18 protein-coding genes are annotated in these 21,854 nt (G+C 46.1%); 5 read left to right on the forward strand and 13 right to left on the reverse strand.

What is annotated here, in order from left to right:
• Window position 1: 1 nt before the first annotated feature.
• The 3 genes from ubiE to DKT73_RS05595 all read right to left on the reverse strand — a co-directional run bounded on the left by ubiE (window position 2) and on the right by DKT73_RS05595 (window position 3,029).
• Complete coding sequence (ubiE, locus tag DKT73_RS05585; protein WP_111637576.1) at window positions 2-757, reverse strand: bifunctional demethylmenaquinone methyltransferase/2-methoxy-6-polyprenyl-1,4-benzoquinol methylase UbiE; 756 nt, start codon at window positions 755-757, stop codon at window positions 2-4.
• A 103-nt stretch (window positions 758-860) separates the two neighbouring features.
• The gene (locus tag DKT73_RS05590) at window positions 861-2,390 is read right to left on the reverse strand and encodes a GGDEF domain-containing protein (protein WP_111637577.1); all 1,530 of its coding nucleotides are present in this window, start codon (window positions 2,388-2,390) and stop codon (window positions 861-863) included.
• Window positions 2,391-2,408: 18 nt separating this feature from the next.
• A complete protein-coding gene (locus tag DKT73_RS05595) occupies window positions 2,409-3,029 on the reverse strand; it encodes a thiol:disulfide interchange protein DsbA/DsbL (protein WP_111637578.1) in 621 nt (206 codons plus the stop codon).
• Window positions 3,030-3,265: 236 nt separating this feature from the next.
• On the opposite strand from DKT73_RS05595, the gene yihA reads away from it, so the two are divergent.
• Complete coding sequence (yihA, locus tag DKT73_RS05600) at window positions 3,266-3,910, forward strand: ribosome biogenesis GTP-binding protein YihA/YsxC (RefSeq protein WP_111637579.1); 645 nt, start codon at window positions 3,266-3,268, stop codon at window positions 3,908-3,910.
• A 201-nt stretch (window positions 3,911-4,111) separates the two neighbouring features.
• Here yihA and gshA read toward each other — a convergent pair whose 3' ends face one another.
• The 5 genes from gshA to DKT73_RS05625 all read right to left on the reverse strand — a co-directional run bounded on the left by gshA (window position 4,112) and on the right by DKT73_RS05625 (window position 10,934).
• The gene (gshA, locus tag DKT73_RS05605) at window positions 4,112-5,704 is read right to left on the reverse strand and encodes a glutamate--cysteine ligase (protein ID WP_111637580.1); all 1,593 of its coding nucleotides are present in this window, start codon (window positions 5,702-5,704) and stop codon (window positions 4,112-4,114) included.
• Window positions 5,705-5,855: 151 nt separating this feature from the next.
• Window positions 5,856-7,202 (reverse strand): N-succinylarginine dihydrolase, encoded by a 1,347-nt coding sequence (astB, locus tag DKT73_RS05610; RefSeq protein WP_111637581.1) that lies wholly within the window; start codon window positions 7,200-7,202, stop codon window positions 5,856-5,858.
• A 96-nt stretch (window positions 7,203-7,298) separates the two neighbouring features.
• Window positions 7,299-8,771 (reverse strand): succinylglutamate-semialdehyde dehydrogenase, encoded by a 1,473-nt coding sequence (gene astD, locus DKT73_RS05615; RefSeq protein ID WP_111637582.1) that lies wholly within the window; start codon window positions 8,769-8,771, stop codon window positions 7,299-7,301.
• Window positions 8,772-8,797: 26 nt separating this feature from the next.
• On the reverse strand, window positions 8,798-9,853 hold the full coding sequence (gene astA, locus DKT73_RS05620) for an arginine N-succinyltransferase (protein WP_111637583.1): 1,056 nt from the start codon (window positions 9,851-9,853) through the stop codon (window positions 8,798-8,800).
• Between the two features lie 67 nt (window positions 9,854-9,920).
• Entirely contained in the window at window positions 9,921-10,934 is a 1,014-nt protein-coding gene (locus tag DKT73_RS05625; protein WP_111637584.1) for an arginine N-succinyltransferase, read from the reverse strand.
• A 171-nt stretch (window positions 10,935-11,105) separates the two neighbouring features.
• On the opposite strand from DKT73_RS05625, the gene DKT73_RS05630 reads away from it, so the two are divergent.
• Complete coding sequence (locus tag DKT73_RS05630) at window positions 11,106-11,327, forward strand: DUF1653 domain-containing protein (protein ID WP_111637585.1); 222 nt, start codon at window positions 11,106-11,108, stop codon at window positions 11,325-11,327.
• A gap of 31 nt (window positions 11,328-11,358) precedes the next feature.
• Here DKT73_RS05630 and DKT73_RS05635 read toward each other — a convergent pair whose 3' ends face one another.
• From DKT73_RS05635 to DKT73_RS05650, 4 genes are all read right to left on the reverse strand, one after another.
• The gene (locus DKT73_RS05635; RefSeq protein ID WP_111637586.1) at window positions 11,359-12,339 is read right to left on the reverse strand and encodes a LysR family transcriptional regulator; all 981 of its coding nucleotides are present in this window, start codon (window positions 12,337-12,339) and stop codon (window positions 11,359-11,361) included.
• Window positions 12,340-12,421: 82 nt separating this feature from the next.
• Window positions 12,422-15,508: an efflux RND transporter permease subunit gene (locus DKT73_RS05640; RefSeq protein WP_111637587.1), complete on the reverse strand. Its 3,087-nt coding sequence runs from the start codon at window positions 15,506-15,508 to the stop codon at window positions 12,422-12,424.
• Window positions 15,508-16,623 carry an efflux RND transporter periplasmic adaptor subunit gene (locus DKT73_RS05645; protein WP_111637588.1) on the reverse strand — a complete coding sequence of 372 codons (1,116 nt, stop codon included), beginning with the start codon at window positions 16,621-16,623 and terminating at the stop codon, window positions 15,508-15,510. Before DKT73_RS05645 ends, DKT73_RS05640 begins: the two co-directional genes overlap by 1 nt.
• 116 nt (window positions 16,624-16,739) lie before the next feature.
• Window positions 16,740-17,645: a LysR family transcriptional regulator gene (locus tag DKT73_RS05650; RefSeq protein ID WP_111637589.1), complete on the reverse strand. Its 906-nt coding sequence runs from the start codon at window positions 17,643-17,645 to the stop codon at window positions 16,740-16,742.
• A gap of 200 nt (window positions 17,646-17,845) precedes the next feature.
• On the opposite strand from DKT73_RS05650, the gene DKT73_RS05655 reads away from it, so the two are divergent.
• The 3 genes from DKT73_RS05655 (at window position 17,846) to DKT73_RS05665 (ending at window position 20,430) form a co-directional block, all read left to right on the forward strand.
• The gene (locus tag DKT73_RS05655) at window positions 17,846-19,336 is read left to right on the forward strand and encodes a CoA-acylating methylmalonate-semialdehyde dehydrogenase (RefSeq protein WP_111637590.1); all 1,491 of its coding nucleotides are present in this window, start codon (window positions 17,846-17,848) and stop codon (window positions 19,334-19,336) included.
• A gap of 187 nt (window positions 19,337-19,523) precedes the next feature.
• The gene (locus DKT73_RS05660) at window positions 19,524-20,135 is read left to right on the forward strand and encodes a COG3904 family protein (RefSeq protein WP_111637591.1); all 612 of its coding nucleotides are present in this window, start codon (window positions 19,524-19,526) and stop codon (window positions 20,133-20,135) included.
• 19 nt (window positions 20,136-20,154) lie between these two features.
• The gene (locus DKT73_RS05665) at window positions 20,155-20,430 is read left to right on the forward strand and encodes a DUF1289 domain-containing protein (RefSeq protein ID WP_111637592.1); all 276 of its coding nucleotides are present in this window, start codon (window positions 20,155-20,157) and stop codon (window positions 20,428-20,430) included.
• 19 nt (window positions 20,431-20,449) lie between these two features.
• Here DKT73_RS05665 and radA read toward each other — a convergent pair whose 3' ends face one another.
• On the reverse strand, window positions 20,450-21,838 hold the full coding sequence (gene radA, locus DKT73_RS05670; protein WP_111637593.1) for a DNA repair protein RadA: 1,389 nt from the start codon (window positions 21,836-21,838) through the stop codon (window positions 20,450-20,452).
• Window positions 21,839-21,854: the final 16 nt, after the last annotated feature.

The raw sequence follows: 21,854 nt of genomic DNA on the forward strand, positions 1-21,854 counted from the left end.
ACTAGAATTTAAACCCTTTATGAAGCGCAACAATGCCGCCGGTTAAGTTTTGATAACTGGTGCGTTCAAATCCGACTGCGTCCATCATGCTTTTTAACATTTCTTGATCTGGGTGCATGCGGATGGATTCAGCAAGATAACGATAGCTGTCGGCGTCATTAGCAATCAATTTGCCCATAGCAGGGAGTAAGCGGAATGAGTACTGATCATATACTTGTGATAATAGTTCGGATTCTGGCTTAGAAAATTCTAGCACTAACAAGCGTCCACCCGGCTTCAGCACGCGGTACATTGACGCGAGAGCTTTGGATTTGTCAGTGACATTGCGCAGACCAAACGCGATTGTAATGCAATCAAAGGTGTCGTCAGGAAAGGGCAGTGCTTCGGCGTTAGCTTGTACAAATTTGACGTTGCCAACGACGCCTTGATTCGCAAGTTTATCACGGCCGACCTTTAGCATAGAGTCGTTGATGTCGGCCAAAATAACTTGACCTTGTGCGCCAACAAGACGAGAAAATTTAAGGGTTAAATCGCCTGTACCGCCTGCAATATCAAGAACACAATGGCCAGCGCGCACACCAGATTGACTAATAGTATGGCGTTTCCATAGGCGATGAATACCACCAGACATCAAGTCATTCATAATGTCGTATTTTGCGGCTACGGAGTGAAAAACTTGTGCGACAGCTTTTACTTTTTCATCAGTCGGAATTTCTTTAAAGCCAAAGTCAGTGGTTTTTTTCTGATCGTCTTGCATAAACTACTTCATCCTACTGGCGATATTATGCGCCATATTCTTTATTTAAGCGGTTATTGTAACCGCGTCGGCAAGGCACGGGTACTGCTTTATGTTATCTGTACTATTTATGTGCCATGACTTTATTTCGCCCAGCTTCTTTCGCCATATAGAGCTGTTTGTCGGCACGAGAAAATAAGGACTCTGGTTCTTCTTGTGCACCCAATTCCGCCACCCCGATCGACACAGAGATGGAAACCGGTTCACCCTGCATGTTAAAGGGGGTCTTGATAACCGCAAGGCGAATTGCCTCGGCGCGCTCTATGGCTTGTGAGAGTGTCGTGTTGGGGAAAATAATCACGAATTCCTCACCACCATAACGAAATATCAGATCCGTTTTATCGAGAACGCTGCGTATTTGTTTGGGGACCAGTCTGAGCACCTTGTCACCCGCCAAGTGCCCCCAAGTGTCATTCACCTTTTTAAAGTGGTCAATGTCACAAACCGCTAAACAAAGCGATTTTTGTGTTTTTTGTGTGACTCTGCACATAGGCAGGATGGTGTCTTGATAGGCGGTGCGGTTAGGGAGATCTGTTAAGGTATCTGTCATAGCTTGGGCCAGTTTCTCTTGTAATAACGAGCGCAGAGATACAGTGTCTTTTTCCATTCGAGTCACCTTGTTTTTTAGCAAGGTAATGGATTGTGTGGCATGCTTTTCCTGTTCGACCATTTGGGTTTTGTATTCCGCCATGGTACTGGAAATAGTGGATAACCTGTCATTGATAATGTTTTTAAGGCTGTCTAGATCATCGGCACTGTTTACGGCCTTTGAAGTATCGGTCACTTGTTTTTGTAGCGTTGAACTAAATCCTTCGCGGCTTGCGGATAACGACTTTTGTGAAAGATAGCTGCTAGAGATCGATTCATTGATGCTGGCAAGTTGCTTATTTAACTGATTGAGGTAATTGGTAAGGCTTTCTTGGTTTTTTCCAATCGCAATCATAACCATGCTAATAACTTCGTCCAGTAAACTGGGCAGTTGCTGCAAATTATTATTGCCGAGTAGTGCTTTCTTTAAGTCGACAATGTCTTCGTCGTAATGGCTAGGTAAAGATAAATTATTCATGAGGCCAGCCAAGGTGTGGCTAATTTGCATCATGATTTCTTGATCATTTTTTTGGGAGTCGCTGGTATTACGGTTTCGATTGAACAAGCGTTTGAAAAATGAACTTCTTGACGGGTCTGCCTCGGCTTGATTAAGCGTGTTTTCAGCTAGAGTAAGAAAGCCTTTTAACAATTGAGGCCACTGTGAAGAGGATTGCCAGTGTAAGCGTATTTGTGCTTCAAGTTGTTTTTTTTCGTTTTGAGGGACGCGTTTATTTTCTTGCTTTTCAAGTAGGTTAATAAGCTCTTCTAAAACGGTTCGAATTTGTCTGGCTCGGCTTGCAAGTGCTTCGTCGCTTTGGATTAACAAGGGTTCTGCGTTATTGAGAACCTCTTGTATCTCTTCAGCATTCGCACCTTTGGTGATAGCTTGTCTTATTTGACGAACGACGGAATCAAGTTTTGGGTCGTTTCCTTCGGCCAGCATGCTGGTTCTAGAAACGGCTTTACGTAACACTTCAATCAGTTTGTCACTGGATGATTCCGCCATATTCGCCTTATGTCCTACTTATTTTTGACGTTCTTTCTCAATTAAGAAGTCAACGACTTTAAAAATGTTTTCGTTGCCATTAGCACTTTCAGCACTGACTAGGTACTTGCCATTGACAATAATACCGGGAACCCCACGTGCACCATAAGCGCGTATTTTTGCATCGGCTTGGCTTAAACGACTGTTTACCGCAAATGAATCATACTGTTTACGGAAGTCATCTTCATTGACACCGTAGTCAGCAAAAAACCGTGCTAACGCGTCTTCAGAGTTTAGATTACGGCGCTCAACATGGATAGCATTAAACATATCTGCACGAATTTTATCTTCTATACCCAGTAGATCGGCGACATAAAAGGCTTTTGCATGCGCTAACCAGCCACGGCCAAACACGGCAGGCATGAATTTAAAGTCAACATCGCTTGGTAGATCTTTTTTCCATGTTTGAACCAGCGGTTCTAGGCTATAACAATGTGGGCAGCCATACCAAAAAATTTCGGTGACTTCGATTTTATTCGGGTCACTGGTTCTTACTGGGGTTTTAATGGTTGTATAGCCATTACCATCACTGTATTCCGCCGCCGATGCAGAAAGAGGAATCAGTAAAGAAAATATCAGTGCTGACAAAAACTTTATCATGGAGTACTCCTAGTCGTATTGATTTATAAGGTATTCATACATGATGCACAGAATTTCAGCAGAATACGATTCTATCAAGGCTTTAGCGCGCTGATTTTCCAGTAAGTTTACATGAAACTTACATACTGTGTCTTTTGCTCTGAACAACATGGCATATCATTGAGTTTGCTGGCATTATATACAGCAAATGAAATAAACCTAAATGCCAATTCGAATTTACTGATGAATATCAACTTATGACCCCTTTTGACTCTACTTTCCAATCCGCACATTTTATTAAAAGTGCAGAAAAACTTTCTCAATGTCCTTTAGACCAAGGTGTCGAAGTTGCGTTCGCAGGTCGCTCGAATGCGGGGAAATCTACCGCCTTAAATACCTTAACGAATCAACGTAAGTTAGCGCGTACTTCTAAAACACCCGGTCGAACACAGTTGATTAACTGTTTTGGACTTAATGTAGATGATCGTCGTCTTATTGACTTACCTGGATACGGTTTTGCGAAGGTGCCTATTGCCATGAAAAAAGTATGGCAAGCACACATGCAAGACTACTTGATGAATCGTCGCTCTCTAGCGGGTGTGGTGCTTGTTATGGACATTCGTCATCCTTTAAAAGAATTTGATGAAATGATGCTCGACTGGGCGAAATCCAACCGCATGAAAGTGCATGTGTTACTGACCAAGTCGGACAAGCTCAAACGTGGACCGGCGAAATCCACCATGCTGGCTGTACAGCGAGTGATTAAAACGCTAGGTGTTGATGGTTCAGTGCAAACGTTCTCTTCTTTAAACGGAGACGGTGTGGACGATTTACGCATCAAGCTGGCGGAATGGTTGGTGCTGGATAATCTTGAAGACATTCCTGTATCGCCAAACGCTTAATAAAACGCTAAAGCCACGACCTACACAAAACTATGTAGGTCGGCCTTTAGGCCGCCAAAAACAGATAACACCAAACTAAATTCTTCGACGCGTTAAAGCCACGACCTACACAAAACTATGTAGGTCGGCCTTTAGGCCGTCAAAAACGGATAACACCAAACCAAATTCTTCGACGCGCTAAAGCCACGACCTACAATAAACTCACTGCGGTGTTAAATACGCGGTTAGGAAGGTATCAAAATCCACTTCATCGGCGGCTTCTATGGCTTCCTGATCCCGTAAAGAACGTTCTGCCTTGTCCATGAATTCACGAGTGAGCTCGTCAGTGAGTGGGCAAGCCATCCATTGTGCTTGCTGCTCTTTTGATAAGGCGAGCATGGCGTTTTGATAGCCTTGTTGAGCTTTGCAACGCTCTAATAATTGCGCAGAAGGCAAGAGAGATTCGTTGTGAAGCTTTTCTTTCTGGATCGCCACCGCCTGCAAATAAGCAGGGTTGCCTGTTTTTGTCGACAAGAAATCCGCCACCTGTGTTAACTCGGCCAACATGCTATCCGCTTTTGTACGCAGCTTGGTTGGCCCTTGACCAAAATCAAAATCCATATCCAAGTCACGACCATGGGAGGCAATTTCTTGTTGCATCTTACGCAGCTGACTGCATTCTTCGCTGCCGAGGTGCTCGTCACCACGCAACATGCAGTAAAGTAAAAACACATCAATAAAATACAAAGTAGAGGATTGCATGCCAATAGACGAGCTTGGATCTAAATCCATAATACGCACTTCAATGTATTCAACGCCTCTAGCATGTAACGCGGCGCTTGGATGTTCGCCTGGCTGAGTGACGCGCTTTGGACGAATATCACTGTAATATTCGTTTTCAATTTGCAACAGGTTGCTGTTGAGTTGACGGTAGTGTCCATCCACCTTTACGCCGATGTCTTGGTAGCGTTGATAAGGTGTTCGTAATGCTTTCTTGATGGTGCTGATGTAGGTTTCAACTTCGTTGTAACACACATATAAATCGGCTTGAGCCTTGTTTTGATAGCCAAGGTCGCTCATGCGTAGCGAGGTTGCCTTTGGTCCGAACCAAGTGCGCTTTTCCAGCTCTGTTAGGCTTGCGGGTTTTTGGGGTAAAAAACTTTCATCGATGGCAGAAGACGCGCCAAACAACAGCGACAGCATCCAAGAGCTGCGACGAAAATTACGAATCAAGGCAAAATAGCTATCGGATTGAAATGCCTGTTTTTCGATGGCGGATAAGGCTGGTTTACCCTTGTAGTGTTCTAAGAATGTCCAAAAGTCACGATCAAAGGAAAAATTATAGTGCATACCTGCAATGCATTGCATGATGCGACCATAACGATTGGATAAGCCCTCACGATACACACGTTTCAGTTTGCCAGTATTGGATTCGCCATAATAGGCAATCGGAACGTCATCATTACCTGCAAGGTAACAAGGCATGCTGGCGGGCCACAAACATTCATCTTGATGGAAGAGCTCATGGTTAACGAGATTGTGAATGTCTTCTAACTCTTTAATTACCCCTTCCACGCTTGGGTGAACACCGGTAATAAATTCCATTAAAGATTCAGAGTAATCGGTTGTAATCGAACTGTGAGTCAGTGCCGACCCCAATGTTTTTGGGTGGGGCTTATGAGAGATGCGGCCCTCAGAGCGATCAACGCGCAACGCTTCTCGTTCCACGCCTCGGTGGAACGTTAGCGCTGATGTTGTCGCGGCTTGTTGGCAGTGAGCTGCCAACGCTTGCAAAGCATCGGATAAGGTGGTCAAGAAGTCTTCCTTCTATTGAATAAGGCCAAATTTGATTTGCAAGGATTGTACTCGGCAGAGCTTATTCGCAGCAAGCAAGAGATACGTCGTGCGCATTAATTACAGAATTAACCACGCCCTTTTTAAACTTGGTCATTGTAATAAGCATCTATCATTGCTGAAACGCGTAGACATTCCCTAATTTCAATAATCCAGTTAACTCCTCTAGGGCGTTGCGACTCTCAATTAGTAGCTGAGGATCGGCGAGGTCTTTTTCGTGCAGTTCGTCACGATAATGCTTATCGACCCACGCATTTAAACGCTCAAACAAGGTATCGTTCATAAGTGTTGATGGGTTAAGTGCGGCTTGTTCAGCGGGTGTTAAGGCGACACGAAGTCGAAGGCAGGCAGGGCCACCGCCATTGCTCATACTTTGTTTCAGATCAAATATTTTGATTTCATTGATTGGGGACTGGCCTGCAACTAAGCTGTTTAAATACGCCCAAACGGCTGGGTTATTCTCACATTCGCCTGGCACGACCAGCACCATATCATCATCGCCACGGCTTAATAGTTGGCTATTAAATAGGTAAGATTGAATACAGTCTTGAACGGATACTTCGTTACTTGGCACTTCAATAAGATGGAACTGTGACGCTCTGTCCCCCCATGCTTTCAGTAAGTCTTGTTTCATTTTGGCCGTATCTAAGAAGGCCTCTTGGTGGTAAAAATGTGCGTTACGATTGCCCACCGCGATGACGTCATTGTGAAAAACGCCTGCGTCGATGACATCTGGATTTTGTTGAGCATAAACCACTTGATCTGCCGATAAGCCGTGACGACGTGCGACCGCTTGGGAGGCTTCTAACGTATGGCGAGCGGGGAATTTAGCCGGTTTAGGGGCATGGTTGTTAAAGGCTTCCATTCCATAGACAAAGAACTCGACACCTTGTTCGCCGTAACTCTGACAAAACCGGGTGTGGTTGGCGGCACCTTCATCGCCAAAATGATCAACACTGGGCAATGCGCGATGATGAGCGAAGTGTTTCTCGTCTCTAAAAGTGGCTTGTAAAATCGCCCCCGTGGTTTCGTGTTCAATTGAGCGATGGAATTTATTCACCAAATTGGCCGGGGTGAAATGCACGCGTTGGTCATTGGTATCCCCACTGGGTGATACAGTCGCTGCGTTGGCCGTCCACATACAAGACGCAGAGCTGACGGCCGCCAGTAATTTGGGCGCATGCTTGGCCGCTTGTTCTATTATATTGGCGTCACTGCCAGAAAAGCCTAAACGACGTAACGTTGGAATATGGGGGCGTTCGTGAGGCGCGAGGACGCCTTGCACAAATCCCATATCCGCCAACGCTTTCATTTTGACCAAACCCTGTTTTGCCGCCGCTTTTGGGTTGGACGGACGCGCTGAGTTGTTCAAGGAGGCGACGTTACCAAAAGATAGGCCGCTGTAGTTGTGGGTTGGGCCCACTAAGCCGTCAAAATTGGCTTCTGTCGCTGTGTTCATAATGGCCTCTGCTTATACCTGAATGTAAGTTGTACTTGAATGTAAGTTGTACCTGAATCAACGTTGTCTATTCTGTGGTTTGTCAGCGTTAAAGTACTAAAGCGTTATGCCGTGGCCGAGCTTTTCTGGCATGGTCAAACGGTCGGCTTCAATACTGGCAACGGGATACGCACAATAGTCAGCGGCATAGTAGGCGCTGGCTCTATGGTTGCCACTGGCACCTGTGCCACCGAAGGGAGCGTTGCTGGACGCGCCTGTTGTCTGACGGTTCCAGTTAATAATGCCGGCGCGGCTGTGCTGTAAGAACCATTCATATTCTGTGAGATCGTCTGACAAAATACCGGCGGATAAGCCAAATTTTGTGTTATTAGCGATGTTCATGGCTTGATCCAGTGAGTCATAGCGAATCACCGTCAGCAATGGACCAAAATATTCTTGATCTGGTAGGGCGTCTAGCATGTTTGTAGCATCGACAATGCCGGGTGTTATAAAGCCTGTTTGGCGATCACCGCGGGTCATTTCTAAGATGGGTGATGCGCCTAACTGGATCAGTTTTTGGTAGGCTTGCAACAAGCCATCGGCCGCTTGAGCTGACACCACAGGACCCATAAAAGGCTGTTCTTTCGCATCAAATCGGTCGATTTTTAGTGCTTTGGTTGCGCTGACCAAAGACTGCAAAATCGCATCACCTAATGTGCCTTTTGGTAACAATAAGCGACGGGCGCAAGTGCAGCGTTGTCCCGCCGAGATAAACGCTGACTGGATGATTTCATGTACCGCAGCGCGTTGATCCGCTATTTTCTCAGACACCAATAACGGATTATTGCCCCCCATTTCCAGCGCTAAAATTTTCCCTGGGTGACCTGCAAAGTCTTTGTGCAATATATGGCCAACTTGTGGGCTGCCAGTGAAGAAAAGCCCATCGATACCTTGATGATTCGCTAACGCCACCCCTGTCTCACGCTCGCCTTGAATGAGATTAAGTACGCCCGCTGGTAACCCTGCTTTTTCCCAAAGCTGCACAATTAAGTCGGATGTAGCGGGAGCTTGCTCGCTTGGTTTGAAAACCACGGTATTGCCCGCAATGAGTGCCGGTACAATATGGCCGTTTGGTAAATGCCCTGGAAAATTGTAAGGACCAAACACCGCAACGACACCGTGTGGACGATGACGCAAACGCGCGGTAGCGCCAGGCATTGGCGTGGTTTTTTCCCCCGTTCTTTCGTGATAAGCCTGTTTAGAAATGGCGACTTTGCCCACCATAGCGGCGGCTTCAGTACGAGTTTCCCAGATCGGCTTGCCAGTTTCTCGGCTAATAACGGTGGCAATCTCTTCGCTGTGCGTTTTTACTGCTTCTGCGAACCTTTCAATGATGGCCAAACGTTCCTCTAAAGGACGATTCGCCCAAGCAGGAAACGCAGCACGAGCAGCCTGAATAGCCAAATCTACTTGGTTTAAAGTGGCGGTATTGGCTTGCCATACTAAACTGGCATCTGCAGGATCCATTGAATGTAGCGGAGAGCCTTCGCCAGCGACCCATTGACCATTGATGTAGTGTGCTTGTTTCATGGTGCTTCTCCTTTTAGAGGGCCCGATTAGTGTCCTGAATAGGGTGATAATTCAACAATGCGTACGGGCTCTTTATTGATAATACAAAGGCTGTCTGCTTCTTCTTGAGTCAGCGTCATGGCGCTGCCTGGCGGTATGGATCGTTGGATTAGAATACAGCGAAAATCGACCACTTTGGCATTAGACACAAGATAGAAGCAGCCTTCATTTGGTGTGTTGCAGAGTCCCTTTGGCTGGCCGATGTTGGCCAGACAAAGCCGACTGTCGCGAACCGCACGTATGTCTTGAACGCGGGCTTCTAAACTTGGACCGCCATCAAAAATGTCGACATAGTTCTCGTAACGGAAGCCTTCTTGTTCCAGTAGACGACGAGCGGGCACGGTGTTTTTGTGTACTTGCCCTAAAACATCTCGCGCTTCTTGTGGTAGCAAATTAACGTAGACGGGATTGTTAGGCATTAATTCAGCAATAAACTGTTTATTACCTTGTGAAGTCAGCTCATCCGCTTCTTTGAAATCGATGGAAAAAAAGTGACGCCCTAGGCTTTCCCAAAAGGGCGATACGCCATTTTCATCACTGACGCCGCGCATTTCTGCAAAGACCTTTTCTGTGAAGCGTTCCGGAAATTGTGCCATGAACATAAAACGGGCTTTAGATAGTAATTGGCCATTTTTAGAATGACGGTAGTTTTCTTCTAAAAATAACGTGCAAATTTCACTGCAACCGGTGAAATCATTGTTCAGTATCAGTGTAGGGATCGCATTGTGAACACCTAGCTCTCTTGAAGCATGGGTAATGGTGCCCAGATGGTAGCTGTAAAAAGGCTCGTCTAAACCAACGGTTGCCAATATGCCGCACGTTCCGACAATGTCTCCTGTGGTGCTGTCTTCGAGCACCATTAAGTAGTCTTCATTGCTTGGTGATACCACATTTTCTTTGGCGAAAGAGCGTATCGCACCGTCAATTTTCTTTTGCAAAACCGCTTCGTCTGATACCAAAGAGGTAAAACCAATGCCCGTCTTTTCGGCGAGTCGATAAAGAGACTTTAGGTCATTTTGACAGATAGGGCGTATGACCATCATGATGATTATCCTTTTTATAATTGAGCGCTGTTGGCGGCGCAAAAATCGTTATAGATTGTTATTAGTATTATAGAACGACCCATTGGATTCGGCTTCCAGAGGAAATGCCTAGTGTCTCTTGGGTGGTTTTTTCCAGTGCTAATCCAGCAACTTGTGGTTCCGCGGACGCGGCAGTGACTCGAAAGGTTTCTAAGTGTCCTGCGGAAATAAGGTGCATCGGGCCCTTACTGTTTTCAGTCAATATTAAGGCTTTGCCCATTTTTTGCTGGGCAATGGTGTGAAGACTTTCTGTGCGAGCTTCGATGGTCGGGCCTGCATCAAAAATATCCACATAACCCCGAAATTCAAATCCTTCATTTAAAAGAATATCGGCGCTTTGACTGGACTCTTCGTGAACTACACCGATGACTTCCTGTGCCGCTTCCGGCAAGGTAGGCACATAAATAGGATAGCGCGGCATTAATTCAGCGATAAAGTGCTTGTTACTGACGCCGGAAAGATAATCTGCCTTTTTAAAGTCCATGGTGAAAAAATGTTTTCCAAGCGCATCCCAAAACGCAGATTGGCCGTGTTTGTCATTTTCGCCACGCAGTTCAGCAAAGAGACGTTTGGTAAAGCGTTCTGGATGGCGAGCCATAAACAGCAATCGTGCTCTGGATAACAAAGACATGGCCGTAGGGTTTTGATGCGCTTTATCGACGACTAAGGCGATTAATCTGCTCGTGCCGCTGTAGTCATGGCATAAAAAAAGCGCAGGAATACGATTATGGATTTGCAGTTGTGGTGAAGCGTGTACCACTTCGTCAATGCGATAGCTGTAAAAAGGGGTATCAACGCCCACCATGGCATCAATGCCGCAACAGCCTACGATCTCGCTGCTATTGGTATTCACTAGTACAAACAAGTAGGATTCGTTTCCTGGCTGTACAACGTCGGTTTGCAAAGAACGGCGTGAAGAAGCAATTTTGTCGTTCAAGCGCTCTCTATTGGCTGGAAAATTGGTAATGCCAACGCCAGCTTGTTGAGCAAGACGCTCCAGAGCAGGAAGATCGGCAAAGTCCGCTGGACGTACGAGGTACATAGGTTCATCCTATCAATTTTGGACACAGTAATAATTTTTAACGTTCCTAACGAATAATATTATTGCCGAGTTCCAATGATGCCGTAAGAGCAAAACTTTTGTATTTGCGACAGTTTTTTCTGCTTATTGGTTTAATTTGGTCGATTTTTATAAAGTGGAGTGGTTTTGGATATGAAACAAGGTGTTTATCAGCACTATAAGGGAGCCTTGTATTGGGTGGAGCGTGTGGTGAAGCACAGTGAAACCGAAGAAGAGTTAGTCATATATCAAGCTTTGTATGGTGAGTTCGGTTGGTGGGCAAGGCCATTGAGTATGTTTCAAGAGTCTGTTTGCATTAATGGCGAGAATATCCCGCGTTTTGATTTCCTTCGCTCGCAGCGTGACGCGGGATAAATGGGGCATTTTGTGGTTGGAGGCAGAGCATTTAGATGGGTGAGTGCATCCAAGGTGATTCACGCATAAAGTAAATAATCTGTTCTCTTAACCAGCGATGGGCAAGGTCGTTATTAAAACGCTCATGCCAAAAAATATGAATAGGGTGGCGTCCATCGTATTCATCGAGATCTAACACTTCTTTTGGAATAGGCAAAAGCTTCACTGGGTAAAAATGGGCTTTTTCACACATCACTTGCAGAAACAAGTCACCAATCGAACGTGAGGTAACCAATGCCATGCCTCGTTTTACTGCCTGCATTGCCACCATTAAGCTGTCTGTCTCTAAGCTTGGCTGAATGATGTGACCCTGTTGCTTAAGTTTTTGCTCAGTCTTTGAAAAAGAACTGTGTCGATGGCTGCGTAAGTGATGGGTAACCACTTTATGGCGCAGCAACTCTTCTAACGATACCTCGTCTTTATCAAAGAGTGGGTGAGCTTCGCTTAATACAATACAGGCTTCCATGTAGCCGATGAGCTTACTGCGAACATTTCCCGGTGTATCGCTCACGCGCATAATACCAAGATCGACATTGCCAGAAACCAATTCGTCCAGCTGAGAGTCTCCCCAAGAACTGATGGACAGGCGTAAGTTAGGGGCTTGATATTGCAAAGAGGCCAACAAAGGCTCAATAAAGTTTTCTAGGTCGCCTTCATCCGCCCGCAATTTAAAGCGTCTATCTAGACTTTTTAAATCCAAAGAGTTGGGGCTCATCAATTCTGATAAAGAACTCAAAATTGGCTGGATCAAATCATGTAACTCAGATGCTCTTGCCGTGGGAGTGAGTCCATAAGCCTGACGTGTAAAGAGCGAATCTTTAAAGAGTTCGCGCAGTCTTTGTAGACTCTTACTGAGTGCTGGTTGGGTAACATTCAGTCGTTCCGCTGCCCGTGACACACTGCCTTCTTCCATGATGGTAACGAAAGCAACGAGTAGTTTTATGTCCAGCTTTAAAAGATCGTCTAGGTGCATAATCTTCTCGATAAAATAGCGCAATTGTAAATCAAGAGCCTTAATGCGAGAGGCAGTAAGGCTCTACCAGAGTGGCTAGCGGTTAGTCGAATTCGCTATGATGACGATACTTGACACGGAACAGTAGCGTATAAAATACAGGTACTGCGATCAATGTTAAGATGGTCGCAAAGCCTAGGCCAAAGGAAATAACCACGGCCATACCCTCAAAGAAACCATCAAATAGCAATGGAATCATCCCCAAAATCGTTGTGACAGCGGCCATACAGACAGGGCGCACACGACTAACGGCAGAGTTGAAGATGGCTTCATATTTCTCGGTGCCTTGATCAAGCTCGTAATTAATTTGGTCGGCGAGTACGATACCGTTTTTCACTGTCATGCCCGATAAACTCAAGAATCCAAGCAGTGCCATAAAGCTGAATGCGGAGTTCATCACCAGTAAGCCTGTGGAAACACCGATCAAGGCTAAAGGGACACAAAACCAGATGGTCAGCGGTACACGAATTGAGTTAAACAACAATATCGTAATGATGAACATGAACAAGTAACCCAAAGGCAAGGCCTTAAATATGTTGGCTTGCGCGTCAGTACTGCTCTCGTATTCACCGCCCCATTCGAGCGTGTAACCTGGTGGTAACTGGATAGCTTCAATAGCCCCACGGGTGCGACCGAAGATCGACATGGCGGTTTCGTCCCCTAAAATTTTAGGGTCTGCCATGATCGTAATGGTACGTTTACGATCTCGACGTTCGATGATCGGATCTTCCCAGACGGTTTCAAAGCCGGATACTAGTGTCGACAATGTGACATAAGAACCTGATGCTGGACTGTAGATTTGCAGGTCACGGATTTGGTCAATTGATACGCGCTCGTTCTCTGGTGCTTTGCGTACAATCGGTAACAGATCCGTCCCTTCACGGTATAAACCGATTTGAGAACCTGTAAAATTCGTTAACAGTACGTCGTCTAATTCAGTTTTGCTGATGCCTAGGCGTCGTGCTTGAGCGTCATTAAAAATAGGGCGAAGCACTTTCACAGGCTGGCGCCAATCGTCTTTAATGCTCTCTAGTCCGCCATCAGCACGGTAAATTTCCTGCACTTGTGCGCTCAACTGACGCAGAACCTTCGGATCTGGACCGCTGATACGTGTTTCAAGTTTGGCACCGGTAGAGGGGCCTAACTGCAAGCGCTGTAATTTGACTTCCAGCTCTGGGTACTCTTCTTGCATTTTGTAATACAAGTCTTTAAGAAGACCTGGAATCGCTTCTTTGGTCTTAGTGCGAACAATAAATTGCGCGTAGCTGGCGTTTTCTTGTTCGGCTTCATAGGTCAGCATGAAGCGCAAAGCACCTTGTCCTGTTGTGGAAGTGACATTTTCAATACGGTCATCTTTCAACAGGTCTTGTTCAATACTTTGAACTTTTTTATAGGTATCTTCTATATGTGTTCCTTCTGGCATCTGGATATCCATATAGAACATAGGCGTCGTTGAAGGTGGAAAGAAGGCTTGTTTAACAAACTGAAATGCCCATCCCGATGCCACTAAACAGCCTATTAACAAAACAACCGTGACCCAGCGGTAGTGCATGGCTTTGTCTAATAGCCATTTGTACCCAGTGAATATAAAGCCTTGATAAGGATCCACCTTCTCAGCGTCTGTCTCGCTAGCATTGGCTTTGGCAATGCTCTCTTTAAAGAACAGGTCGCAAAAAAATGGCGTCAATGTAATGGCGGTAATCCAGCTCAAGAACAATGAAATCAACAAGACATAAAACAAAGAACCAACAAACTCGCCGACGGCGTCAGGTGACAAGCCGATTGGCGCAAAGGCCGTGATGGCAATTACGGTAGCACCGAGTAATGGCCATTTGGTTTGCTTCACCACCGCACTGGCGGCTTGAAGTTTGGTCATGCCTCTTTGTAAGCCAATCAGGACGCCTTCTGTGACCACTATGGCGTTATCGACCAGCATCCCTAAGGCGATAATAAGCCCACCAAGTGAGATGCGCTGCAGGTTGATTTTGAAATAATCCATGACAATGAAGGTGCCAAGGATGGTCAATAAAAGAATGATACCGATTAAAATACCGGAACGAATGCCCATGAAGACCAATAGTACCAAGATAACGATACCAACGGCTTCAACTAAGTTAAGTAAAAAGTTAGAGACAGAGCGATCTACTTCTTTCGATTGGAAGTAAATAGGCTCCATGCTGAGTCCGACGGGTTGTTGATATTCTAGCTCATTGATTCTTTTTTCTAATGCTTCGCCGACTTTAACAACGTTCACGTTGGAAGAAAAAGAAACCCCTAACAACAGCGACTTGGAACCATTAAACCCAACAATATGCGTTTCAGGCTCCGCGTATTCGCGTTTAATGGTTGCTATGTCTTTTAAGCGAATTAGGTTGCCATCAATGGGCGTACCAACAATCAGGTTTTCCAATTCCGAGATGTCTTGGAATTCGCCTGTTGGGCTGATACGAATGTATTCACTGCCCACTTTTACTTTGCCCGCATTGGATACACTGTTTTGATTTTTCAACAGGTCTTCCAGTTGACTCGGAGCAATGCCCATATTGGCCAGTTTGGAGCGAGATATTTCAATCGTAACTTGTTCGTCTTGCTCACCAGCAACGGTGACCTTGGCTATGCCATCAACCAGAACCAATTCACGTTTGACATAATCCACATAGTTTTCTAGGTCTTTGTAGGGGTAGCCCTCACCGTGAACGGCGAGCATGACGCCATACACATCACCAAAATCATCAACCACGATTGGGGTGCCAACACCTGTTGGGAAGTTGCCCGAGATATCACGGATTTTTTTACGCACTTCGTCCCAGATTTGTTTTAACTCTTGGGCTCGATAGGTGTCTTTAATCGTCAGCTGAACCTTTGAATAGCCCGCTTTTGACGTTGAGGTGATTTTGTCCACATAGGGCAAGTTTTGTAACTCACGCTCAATTGGATACGTGACTTCTTCTTCGACCTGTTCTGGGGAAGCACCAGGATAATAGGTAATGACCAAAGAATCCTTGATGGTAAACTCTGGATCTTCAAGTTGACCTAAGTTGGTAAAAGCAATGATACCACCGACCAATAAAATCAGTGTGACCATCCAACTGGTGACTTTGCGATTTATAAAATAGGCTGCAATATCCATTATAGGCCTCGCTCACGCGTCCAAGGACGAACTTGCATGGTATCGGTTAGGCTATAAACACCTGCCGCCACGATTTGTTCACCGGCATTTAAGCCTGAGATAATTTCGACATTGTTGCCCTGTAAGGAACCGAGGGTAACAGTACGAGCTTCTAGCTTATTGGTTTCGCCATTGAACACCCAGACAGTACTGTCGGATTGTCCTGTGCTAGTGTCTTCATGACGAAGTACAGCCTCGACGGGCACCGTAATGTGTTTTTTGGTGCCCAAAATAGCACTGAGATCCAGATCAACGTTTGCTGTCATACCGGGCAGTAGCGTATTGACTGTTTTTCCTTGTCTGATCAGTTTTAAAGTGACGTCATACGCCATGGTGGTGTTATCAGGTGTGGTATTGTGTTCTTTGTAGGCACCGTATAGTTCTTCTTCCGGTGCGACATCAACCACCACTTTTGCCCTATAATCGGATTTGGTACTTTTGATGCTGACCACAAGACTTTCAGGGACTTGGAACTCAACGTCAAGGTTGTCGATGTTTTGAATGTGCATCAAGGTTTGTGTGGCGCTGACATACTGGAAGTTTTCGGTATCGACAGACGCAATGACGCCATCAAAAGGGGCAAAAACTTGCGTGTATTGCATTTGGTTTTTGGCCGACTGCAAAGCGTTATTGGCTTGGTCTAATGAAGCTTTCGCGGAGTCATATTCGGATTTTGTAGTGGCGTTTTGCTTGAAAATGGTTTGAATACGTTTGAATTGTGCGTCGGCTAGATATTGATTCGCTTGGGCAAGTTCAACTTGTAATTTGAAATCGGTAGGATCCAGAGAAGCCAGTAGCTCGCCTTTTTTAACACGCTGCCCTGAAACAACATTGAGTTGCATCAATTGACCGCCAACACGAAACGCTAAATCGGCTTCTTCACTGGCTTTTAACTCAGCAGGAAAGCGGCGAATGTTAATCGCATCGGTTGATTCAATAGTGATCAGTTTCACCGGGCGGACAATGTCTTTTTCGACAACCGCGTCATCGTTTTGATCGGATGAGCAGGCCGTTAAAAACAGCGAGGCCGCAAAGGTGACCCCTATTATTAGTTTGCTTCGCTTTACGCACTTCATGTATGACTCCATATAGTAGAAGATCAGGATACGATAATGAATCCATTTTATATCTCTTGCTTTGGGATATGAATTTTTAAATATATATTAAAGATATTCTCGCAAAGAATATCTGGCTAGGTTTTTTCTAATTCTTTTAAAAAGGTTTCCAATATTAGGTTGGCGCGTGCGCCTTTTCGTGTAATCGCGGAGAATTGTGTAATGTAATGACACTGTTCCGGCAAAATAGCGCGCATTCTTCCATCGCGTATCCAGCGTTCAGCGACATGATCAGGTAAAAAGCCGATATAACGTCCGGTTAAAATAAGGAAAGCAATGCCTTCTCTATCGGTGGCAGTAGCGCTTGCCGTAAGCGGTTGGTGTTGGGCTTTTATATCTGGGGTTTGAGCATAGGCTGGAAGAACCGCATCAAACTCCTTCAGTTGGGCTTTTGAAAAGGTCTGATCAGCTCTCGTGAAAAGAGGGTGAGTATCACTGCAATACAGCTTAGAGGTTTCCTCATAAAGAGGGTGGTAATCCAAACCACTGAGGATTTTTAAATCTGGCACGATACCAACATGCAAACGACCATCTAACACCCCACGTTCTATATCGGTGGGTGGGATCATACGAATATTGATGGTAACGTGCGGTCCCTTGTCTTTCAGGCTGGCTAATGTGCGCGTGATTCGAGTATGCGGGAGAGTCACCAGATTGTCAGTGATGCCAATATTGAGCTCGCCTTTTAAGTGCTGGTGGAGAGCGTTGATATTGGTTCTAAAGTCTTCTATCGAAGACAGCAGCTGCAACGTGTAATCATATACCTGACTGCCTTCGTTTGTCAGAGAGAAACCAGAGCGACCTCGTTGGCAAAGTCGAAAGCCCAAGCGGGTTTCTAAATCTGATATAGCAATACTAATCGCAGCACGGCTAATATTGAGCTCCACTTCGGCGGCGGAAAAACCACCGCATTCTACGACGGTACGAAAGATACGCAATATACGTAGGTCAGCGTCGCTTATTTGACTATGAAATTGGTTCACCTTATTCCCCATTGTGCCTATGGATAATGGCACATCATCCATTCAGATTTATAGTTAAGTAAATGATTAACTAAGCGTTAATAGATTCAGCTTTTTATAATCTATTCCTATAGGCATAGTAGTGTCAACAGACGGTGTTTTTCTCTTTTATCGTGTTGAGTTAAACCATGACATTACATTTTTTAGAGTAGGGAGTAACCATGGAAATCATTGGGCATTTGATAAACGGTAAGTACTCAGAACAGGCTGAACGTACCCAAGATGTATTTAATCCCGCCACCGGGGCGGTGGCGAAAAAAGTGGCCATTGCTTCCAGAGAAACCGTTGAAGACGCGATCTCAGCCGCTTACGCAGCTTATCCAGAATGGCGCAATACTCCGCCCTTAAAGCGTGCTCGCATCATGTTTAACTACAAGGCTTTGTTAGAAAAACACGCGGATAAAATCTGTGAGCTGATTGGCGCTGAGCATGGCAAAATTTGTCATGACGCAGCAGGAGAGTTGCAGCGTGGTATTGAAAACGTGGAATACGCCTGTGGCGCGCCAGAGTTACTAAAAGGTGAGTACAGTAAAAACGTTGGCCCAAACATTGATTCTTGGAGTGAGTTTCAACCACTCGGTGTGGTGGCCGGTATCACACCTTTTAACTTCCCCGCTATGGTGCCTTTATGGATGTTTCCAATGGCGATTGTGTGCGGAAATACCTTCGTTTTAAAACCCTCGGAGCGTGATCCAAGCACCGCGTTGTTCATTGCTGAGTTATTGCATGAAGCGGGTCTACCGGCTGGCGTATTTAATGTGGTCAATGGCGATAAAGTGGCGGTGGATACCTTATTGGAAGACAAACGAGTCAAGGCCGTGAGCTTTGTCGGTTCAACCCCGATTGCGGAATACATTTACAGCAAAGCCAGCGCCAATGGCAAGCGCTGTCAAGCGTTAGGCGGCGCGAAGAATCACGCGATTGTGATGCCGGATGCGGACATGGACAATGTGGTGAGTCAGCTCCTTGGCGCCGCGTTTGGTTCTTCTGGTGAGCGTTGTATGGCCTTGTCCGTTGCCGTCGCGGTGGGTAAAGCCGCAGGGGATGCCTTGGTGAGTAAAATGGCCGACGCCATGAAGCCGCTTAAAGTAGGTGAATGCTCAGACAAAACCAATGACTTTGGTCCTGTTATCACCAAAGAACACAAAGACAAGGTGGTGGGTTTTATTAATAGTGCCGAATCCCAAGGCGCCACGGTGGTGGTGGATGGACGCCATCCTCATGTTGCCGGCTACGAACATGGCTTTTTTGTGGGGGCAACGCTGATTGATGGTGTCACCAAAGACATGGACAGCTATCAGCAAGAGATCTTTGGCCCAGTGCTGCAAGTGGTGCGAGTCAATACCATGGAAGAAGCCATGACGCTGATTAACGATCATGAATATGGCAATGGTACATGCATCTTTACTCGTGATGGGGAAGCGGCGCGTTATTTTTCGGATCATATAGAAGTGGGTATGGTCGGTATCAATGTGCCTTTACCTGTGCCTGTTGCTTACCACAGTTTTGGTGGTTGGAAACGTTCTTTGTTTGGGGATTTGCACGCTTATGGCCCGGATGCCGTGCGTTTTTATACCAAACGTAAAACCATTACTCAGCGCTGGCCTTCGGCGGGTGTTCGCGAAGGCAAGAGTTTCTCTTTTCCCTCTTAAACCTATGGTTAGATCCTAGGCATTTTTCTGTGATGAGAAATGCGTTTCGATAGCTGCCTATTTTATTGTAGGTGGCTATTTTTTTAGACTTTTTATGCGTTCTTCTTATCAATGCCTTATATCGTTAGGAAGAGAGCGTTTTTATGGTCTACTATTGTGTGGAAACCTTTAAATCACAGGATGGTGTATGACAAATAAGGCTTTTCCAATAAATTCAGTGGCATGGCTTTCCGTGTTGGTTGTTGTGCTATTAGCAGGGTGTGCGACGTCAGCTGAAAAGCATTTAGAGACGGAAGCAAGCGAGGCGTTGAGTATCGAAGTGGAAGGCAATTCAGCCTATTTGTCCGGTATCTTAGGTCATGACCTTGTACAGCAACTGAGTGACATGGTGCGTAACAATCCGAATGTCACCGATTTGGTCTTGGTGGATGTACCAGGTTCGGTTGATCAGCAAGCGACAATGCAGGGGGCACGTTTGATTCGACACCTTGGTTTGAATACGCATATTGCATCGACAGGGTACGTGCTGTCAGGTGGGGTTGATTTATTCTTAGGCGGTGTGGAAAGAAGCATTGGTGCGGGGGCCGGGGTTGGTGTGCACGCTTGGTCAGACGGAACCAATGTCACCGCGAAAAATCTCAATGTGACCGACCCTGTGCATGCTGTTTATGTGAACTTCTATTTGGAAATGGGCGTACCGGAGCGTTTTTATTGGTTTTCTTTAGACGCTGCGCCTGCTGACAGAGTGTATTTTTTGTCGCCAGAAGAAGAGTATGATTTCCAGCTGGTAACAGAGTAGCGCATAAAGCGAGAGGGTGATGGAGCAAATAGAGTTATTTACCATAGAAAGCCCTTGTCGTGGTGTGTGTGAAAACAGTAAGACAGGCTTTTGTAAAGGCTGCTTGCGCAGTCGAGAAGAGCGCTTTCATTGGTTTTCCTTAACCAATGAGGCCCGCCATCATGTGCTTGATTTGTGCAAACAACGACGAGCACGTTTGATCAAAGCGCGCCAAGATCGACTGGAGGCCGACTCGGCTAAGGCATTGCCTTATGGCATGGAAGACGACCCCATCGTCGATCTTTTCGATTTTTAAAGGGGGCTCGCCTTAAGGATTAATGCTCGAAGATCGCATCAAGTGCTTCTGATAAGCGTTCAACGCCAATTACCTTCATGCCTTCAATGGGCTTTTTCGGGCAGTTGGCTTTGGGAACCACGGCTCTTGTAAAACCGTGTTTTGCCGCCTCACTAATACGCTCCTGTCCAGACGGTACTGGGCGAATCTCTCCCGACAATCCGACTTCCCCAAGTACGACCAGATCATGAGGTAATACTCTGTCGCGAAAGCTAGAAACGACCGCGGCGATGGCCGCAAGATCGGCGCTGGTTTCCAAGACTTTTACACCGCCTACCACGTTTAAGTACACATCCTGATCCGATGTCAGTAACCCACCGTGTTTGTGTAAAACCGCCAACAACATCGCCAAGCGATTATGGTCAAAGCCTACCGTAACGCGTCTTGGATTACCTAACGCCGAATCATCAACCAGTGCTTGCAGCTCCACCAAAAGAGGGCGAGTACCTTCCCAAACCACCATCACTAGACTGCCTGCCGCGGGATGTTTACTGCGGTTCAAGAAAATAGAGCTTGGGTTTTTGACTTCTTTTAAGCCATTTTCAAGCATGGCAAAAACGCCCAACTCATTCACTGCACCAAAGCGGTTTTTCATCCCGCGCAGGGTACGAAAGCGGGAATCTTCTGAGCCTTCTAGCAAGACAGAGCAATCCACCATGTGCTCAAGGACTTTTGGCCCAGCCAAAGAACCGTCTTTAGTAACATGGCCGACAAGCAACACCGCGGTTTGGGTTTGCTTGGCAAAGCGTGTTAATACCGCTGCGCTTTCACGTACTTGTGACACGCTACCGGGAGCCGATTCTACGCCATCTAAATGCATCACTTGAATCGAGTCGATCACCATGACTTTAGGCTTAACTTGTTGGGCAATGGTTAAGATCGCTTCCACGTTGGTTTCGGACAGCATTTTCAGGTTTTGAGTCGGTAAACCAAGGCGCTGCGCTCGCATCGCGACTTGCTGAAGGGATTCCTCACCGGTGACATACAAGGCGCTTTGTTGCTGCGCTAACCAACACATGGTTTGCAACAGCAAGGTACTTTTCCCAGCACCGGGATGCCCACCAATTAGCACCACACCACCGGGAACTAAGCCACCACCCAACACACGATCAAATTCGTTTGCGCCAGAACTAAAACGCGGCACATCACCTAGGTTCACATCGGACAAATTCTGAATGCCAGTCACAGCCCCTGCGTAACCTTGGTAACGTGGATCCTGGCTTGCGGAGACGCGGGCAGAGGTTTTACCCGATGTTAAGCGGATTTCAGATAGGGAGTTCCATGCACCGCAGGCTTGGCATTGTCCTTGCCATTTTGCGTAGTCGGCGCCGCATTCATTACATACAAAAGCTGTCTTTGCTTTGGCCATGAGAATCTCTACTACA

Origin of the sequence: Marinomonas shanghaiensis, assembly GCF_003259175.1 — a bacterium.
Classification (GTDB): domain Bacteria; phylum Pseudomonadota; class Gammaproteobacteria; order Pseudomonadales; family Marinomonadaceae; genus Marinomonas; species Marinomonas shanghaiensis.

Excerpts from the sequence above, each read along its gene's own strand:
- DKT73_RS05665 (WP_111637592.1), top strand. The coding sequence starts at position 20,155 with ATGGAGCAAATAGAGTTATTTACCATAGAAAGCCCTTGTCGTGGTGTG.
- DKT73_RS05595 (WP_111637578.1), bottom strand. The coding sequence starts at position 3,029 with ATGATAAAGTTTTTGTCAGCACTGATATTTTCTTTACTGATTCCTCTT.
- DKT73_RS05660 (WP_111637591.1), top strand. The coding sequence starts at position 19,524 with ATGACAAATAAGGCTTTTCCAATAAATTCAGTGGCATGGCTTTCCGTG.
- DKT73_RS05635 (WP_111637586.1), bottom strand. The coding sequence starts at position 12,339 with ATGCACCTAGACGATCTTTTAAAGCTGGACATAAAACTACTCGTTGCT.
- astD (WP_111637582.1), bottom strand. The coding sequence starts at position 8,771 with ATGAAACAAGCACACTACATCAATGGTCAATGGGTCGCTGGCGAAGGC.
- DKT73_RS05625 (WP_111637584.1), bottom strand. The coding sequence starts at position 10,934 with ATGTACCTCGTACGTCCAGCGGACTTTGCCGATCTTCCTGCTCTGGAG.
- DKT73_RS05655 (WP_111637590.1), top strand. The coding sequence starts at position 17,846 with ATGGAAATCATTGGGCATTTGATAAACGGTAAGTACTCAGAACAGGCT.
- astA (WP_111637583.1), bottom strand. The coding sequence starts at position 9,853 with ATGATGGTCATACGCCCTATCTGTCAAAATGACCTAAAGTCTCTTTAT.
- radA (WP_111637593.1), bottom strand. The coding sequence starts at position 21,838 with ATGGCCAAAGCAAAGACAGCTTTTGTATGTAATGAATGCGGCGCCGAC.
- DKT73_RS05640 (WP_111637587.1), bottom strand. The coding sequence starts at position 15,508 with ATGGATATTGCAGCCTATTTTATAAATCGCAAAGTCACCAGTTGGATG.
- astB (WP_111637581.1), bottom strand. The coding sequence starts at position 7,202 with ATGAACACAGCGACAGAAGCCAATTTTGACGGCTTAGTGGGCCCAACC.
- yihA (WP_111637579.1), top strand. The coding sequence starts at position 3,266 with ATGACCCCTTTTGACTCTACTTTCCAATCCGCACATTTTATTAAAAGT.
- ubiE (WP_111637576.1), bottom strand. The coding sequence starts at position 757 with ATGCAAGACGATCAGAAAAAAACCACTGACTTTGGCTTTAAAGAAATT.
- DKT73_RS05645 (WP_111637588.1), bottom strand. The coding sequence starts at position 16,623 with ATGAAGTGCGTAAAGCGAAGCAAACTAATAATAGGGGTCACCTTTGCG.
- DKT73_RS05590 (WP_111637577.1), bottom strand. The coding sequence starts at position 2,390 with ATGGCGGAATCATCCAGTGACAAACTGATTGAAGTGTTACGTAAAGCC.
- DKT73_RS05630 (WP_111637585.1), top strand. The coding sequence starts at position 11,106 with ATGAAACAAGGTGTTTATCAGCACTATAAGGGAGCCTTGTATTGGGTG.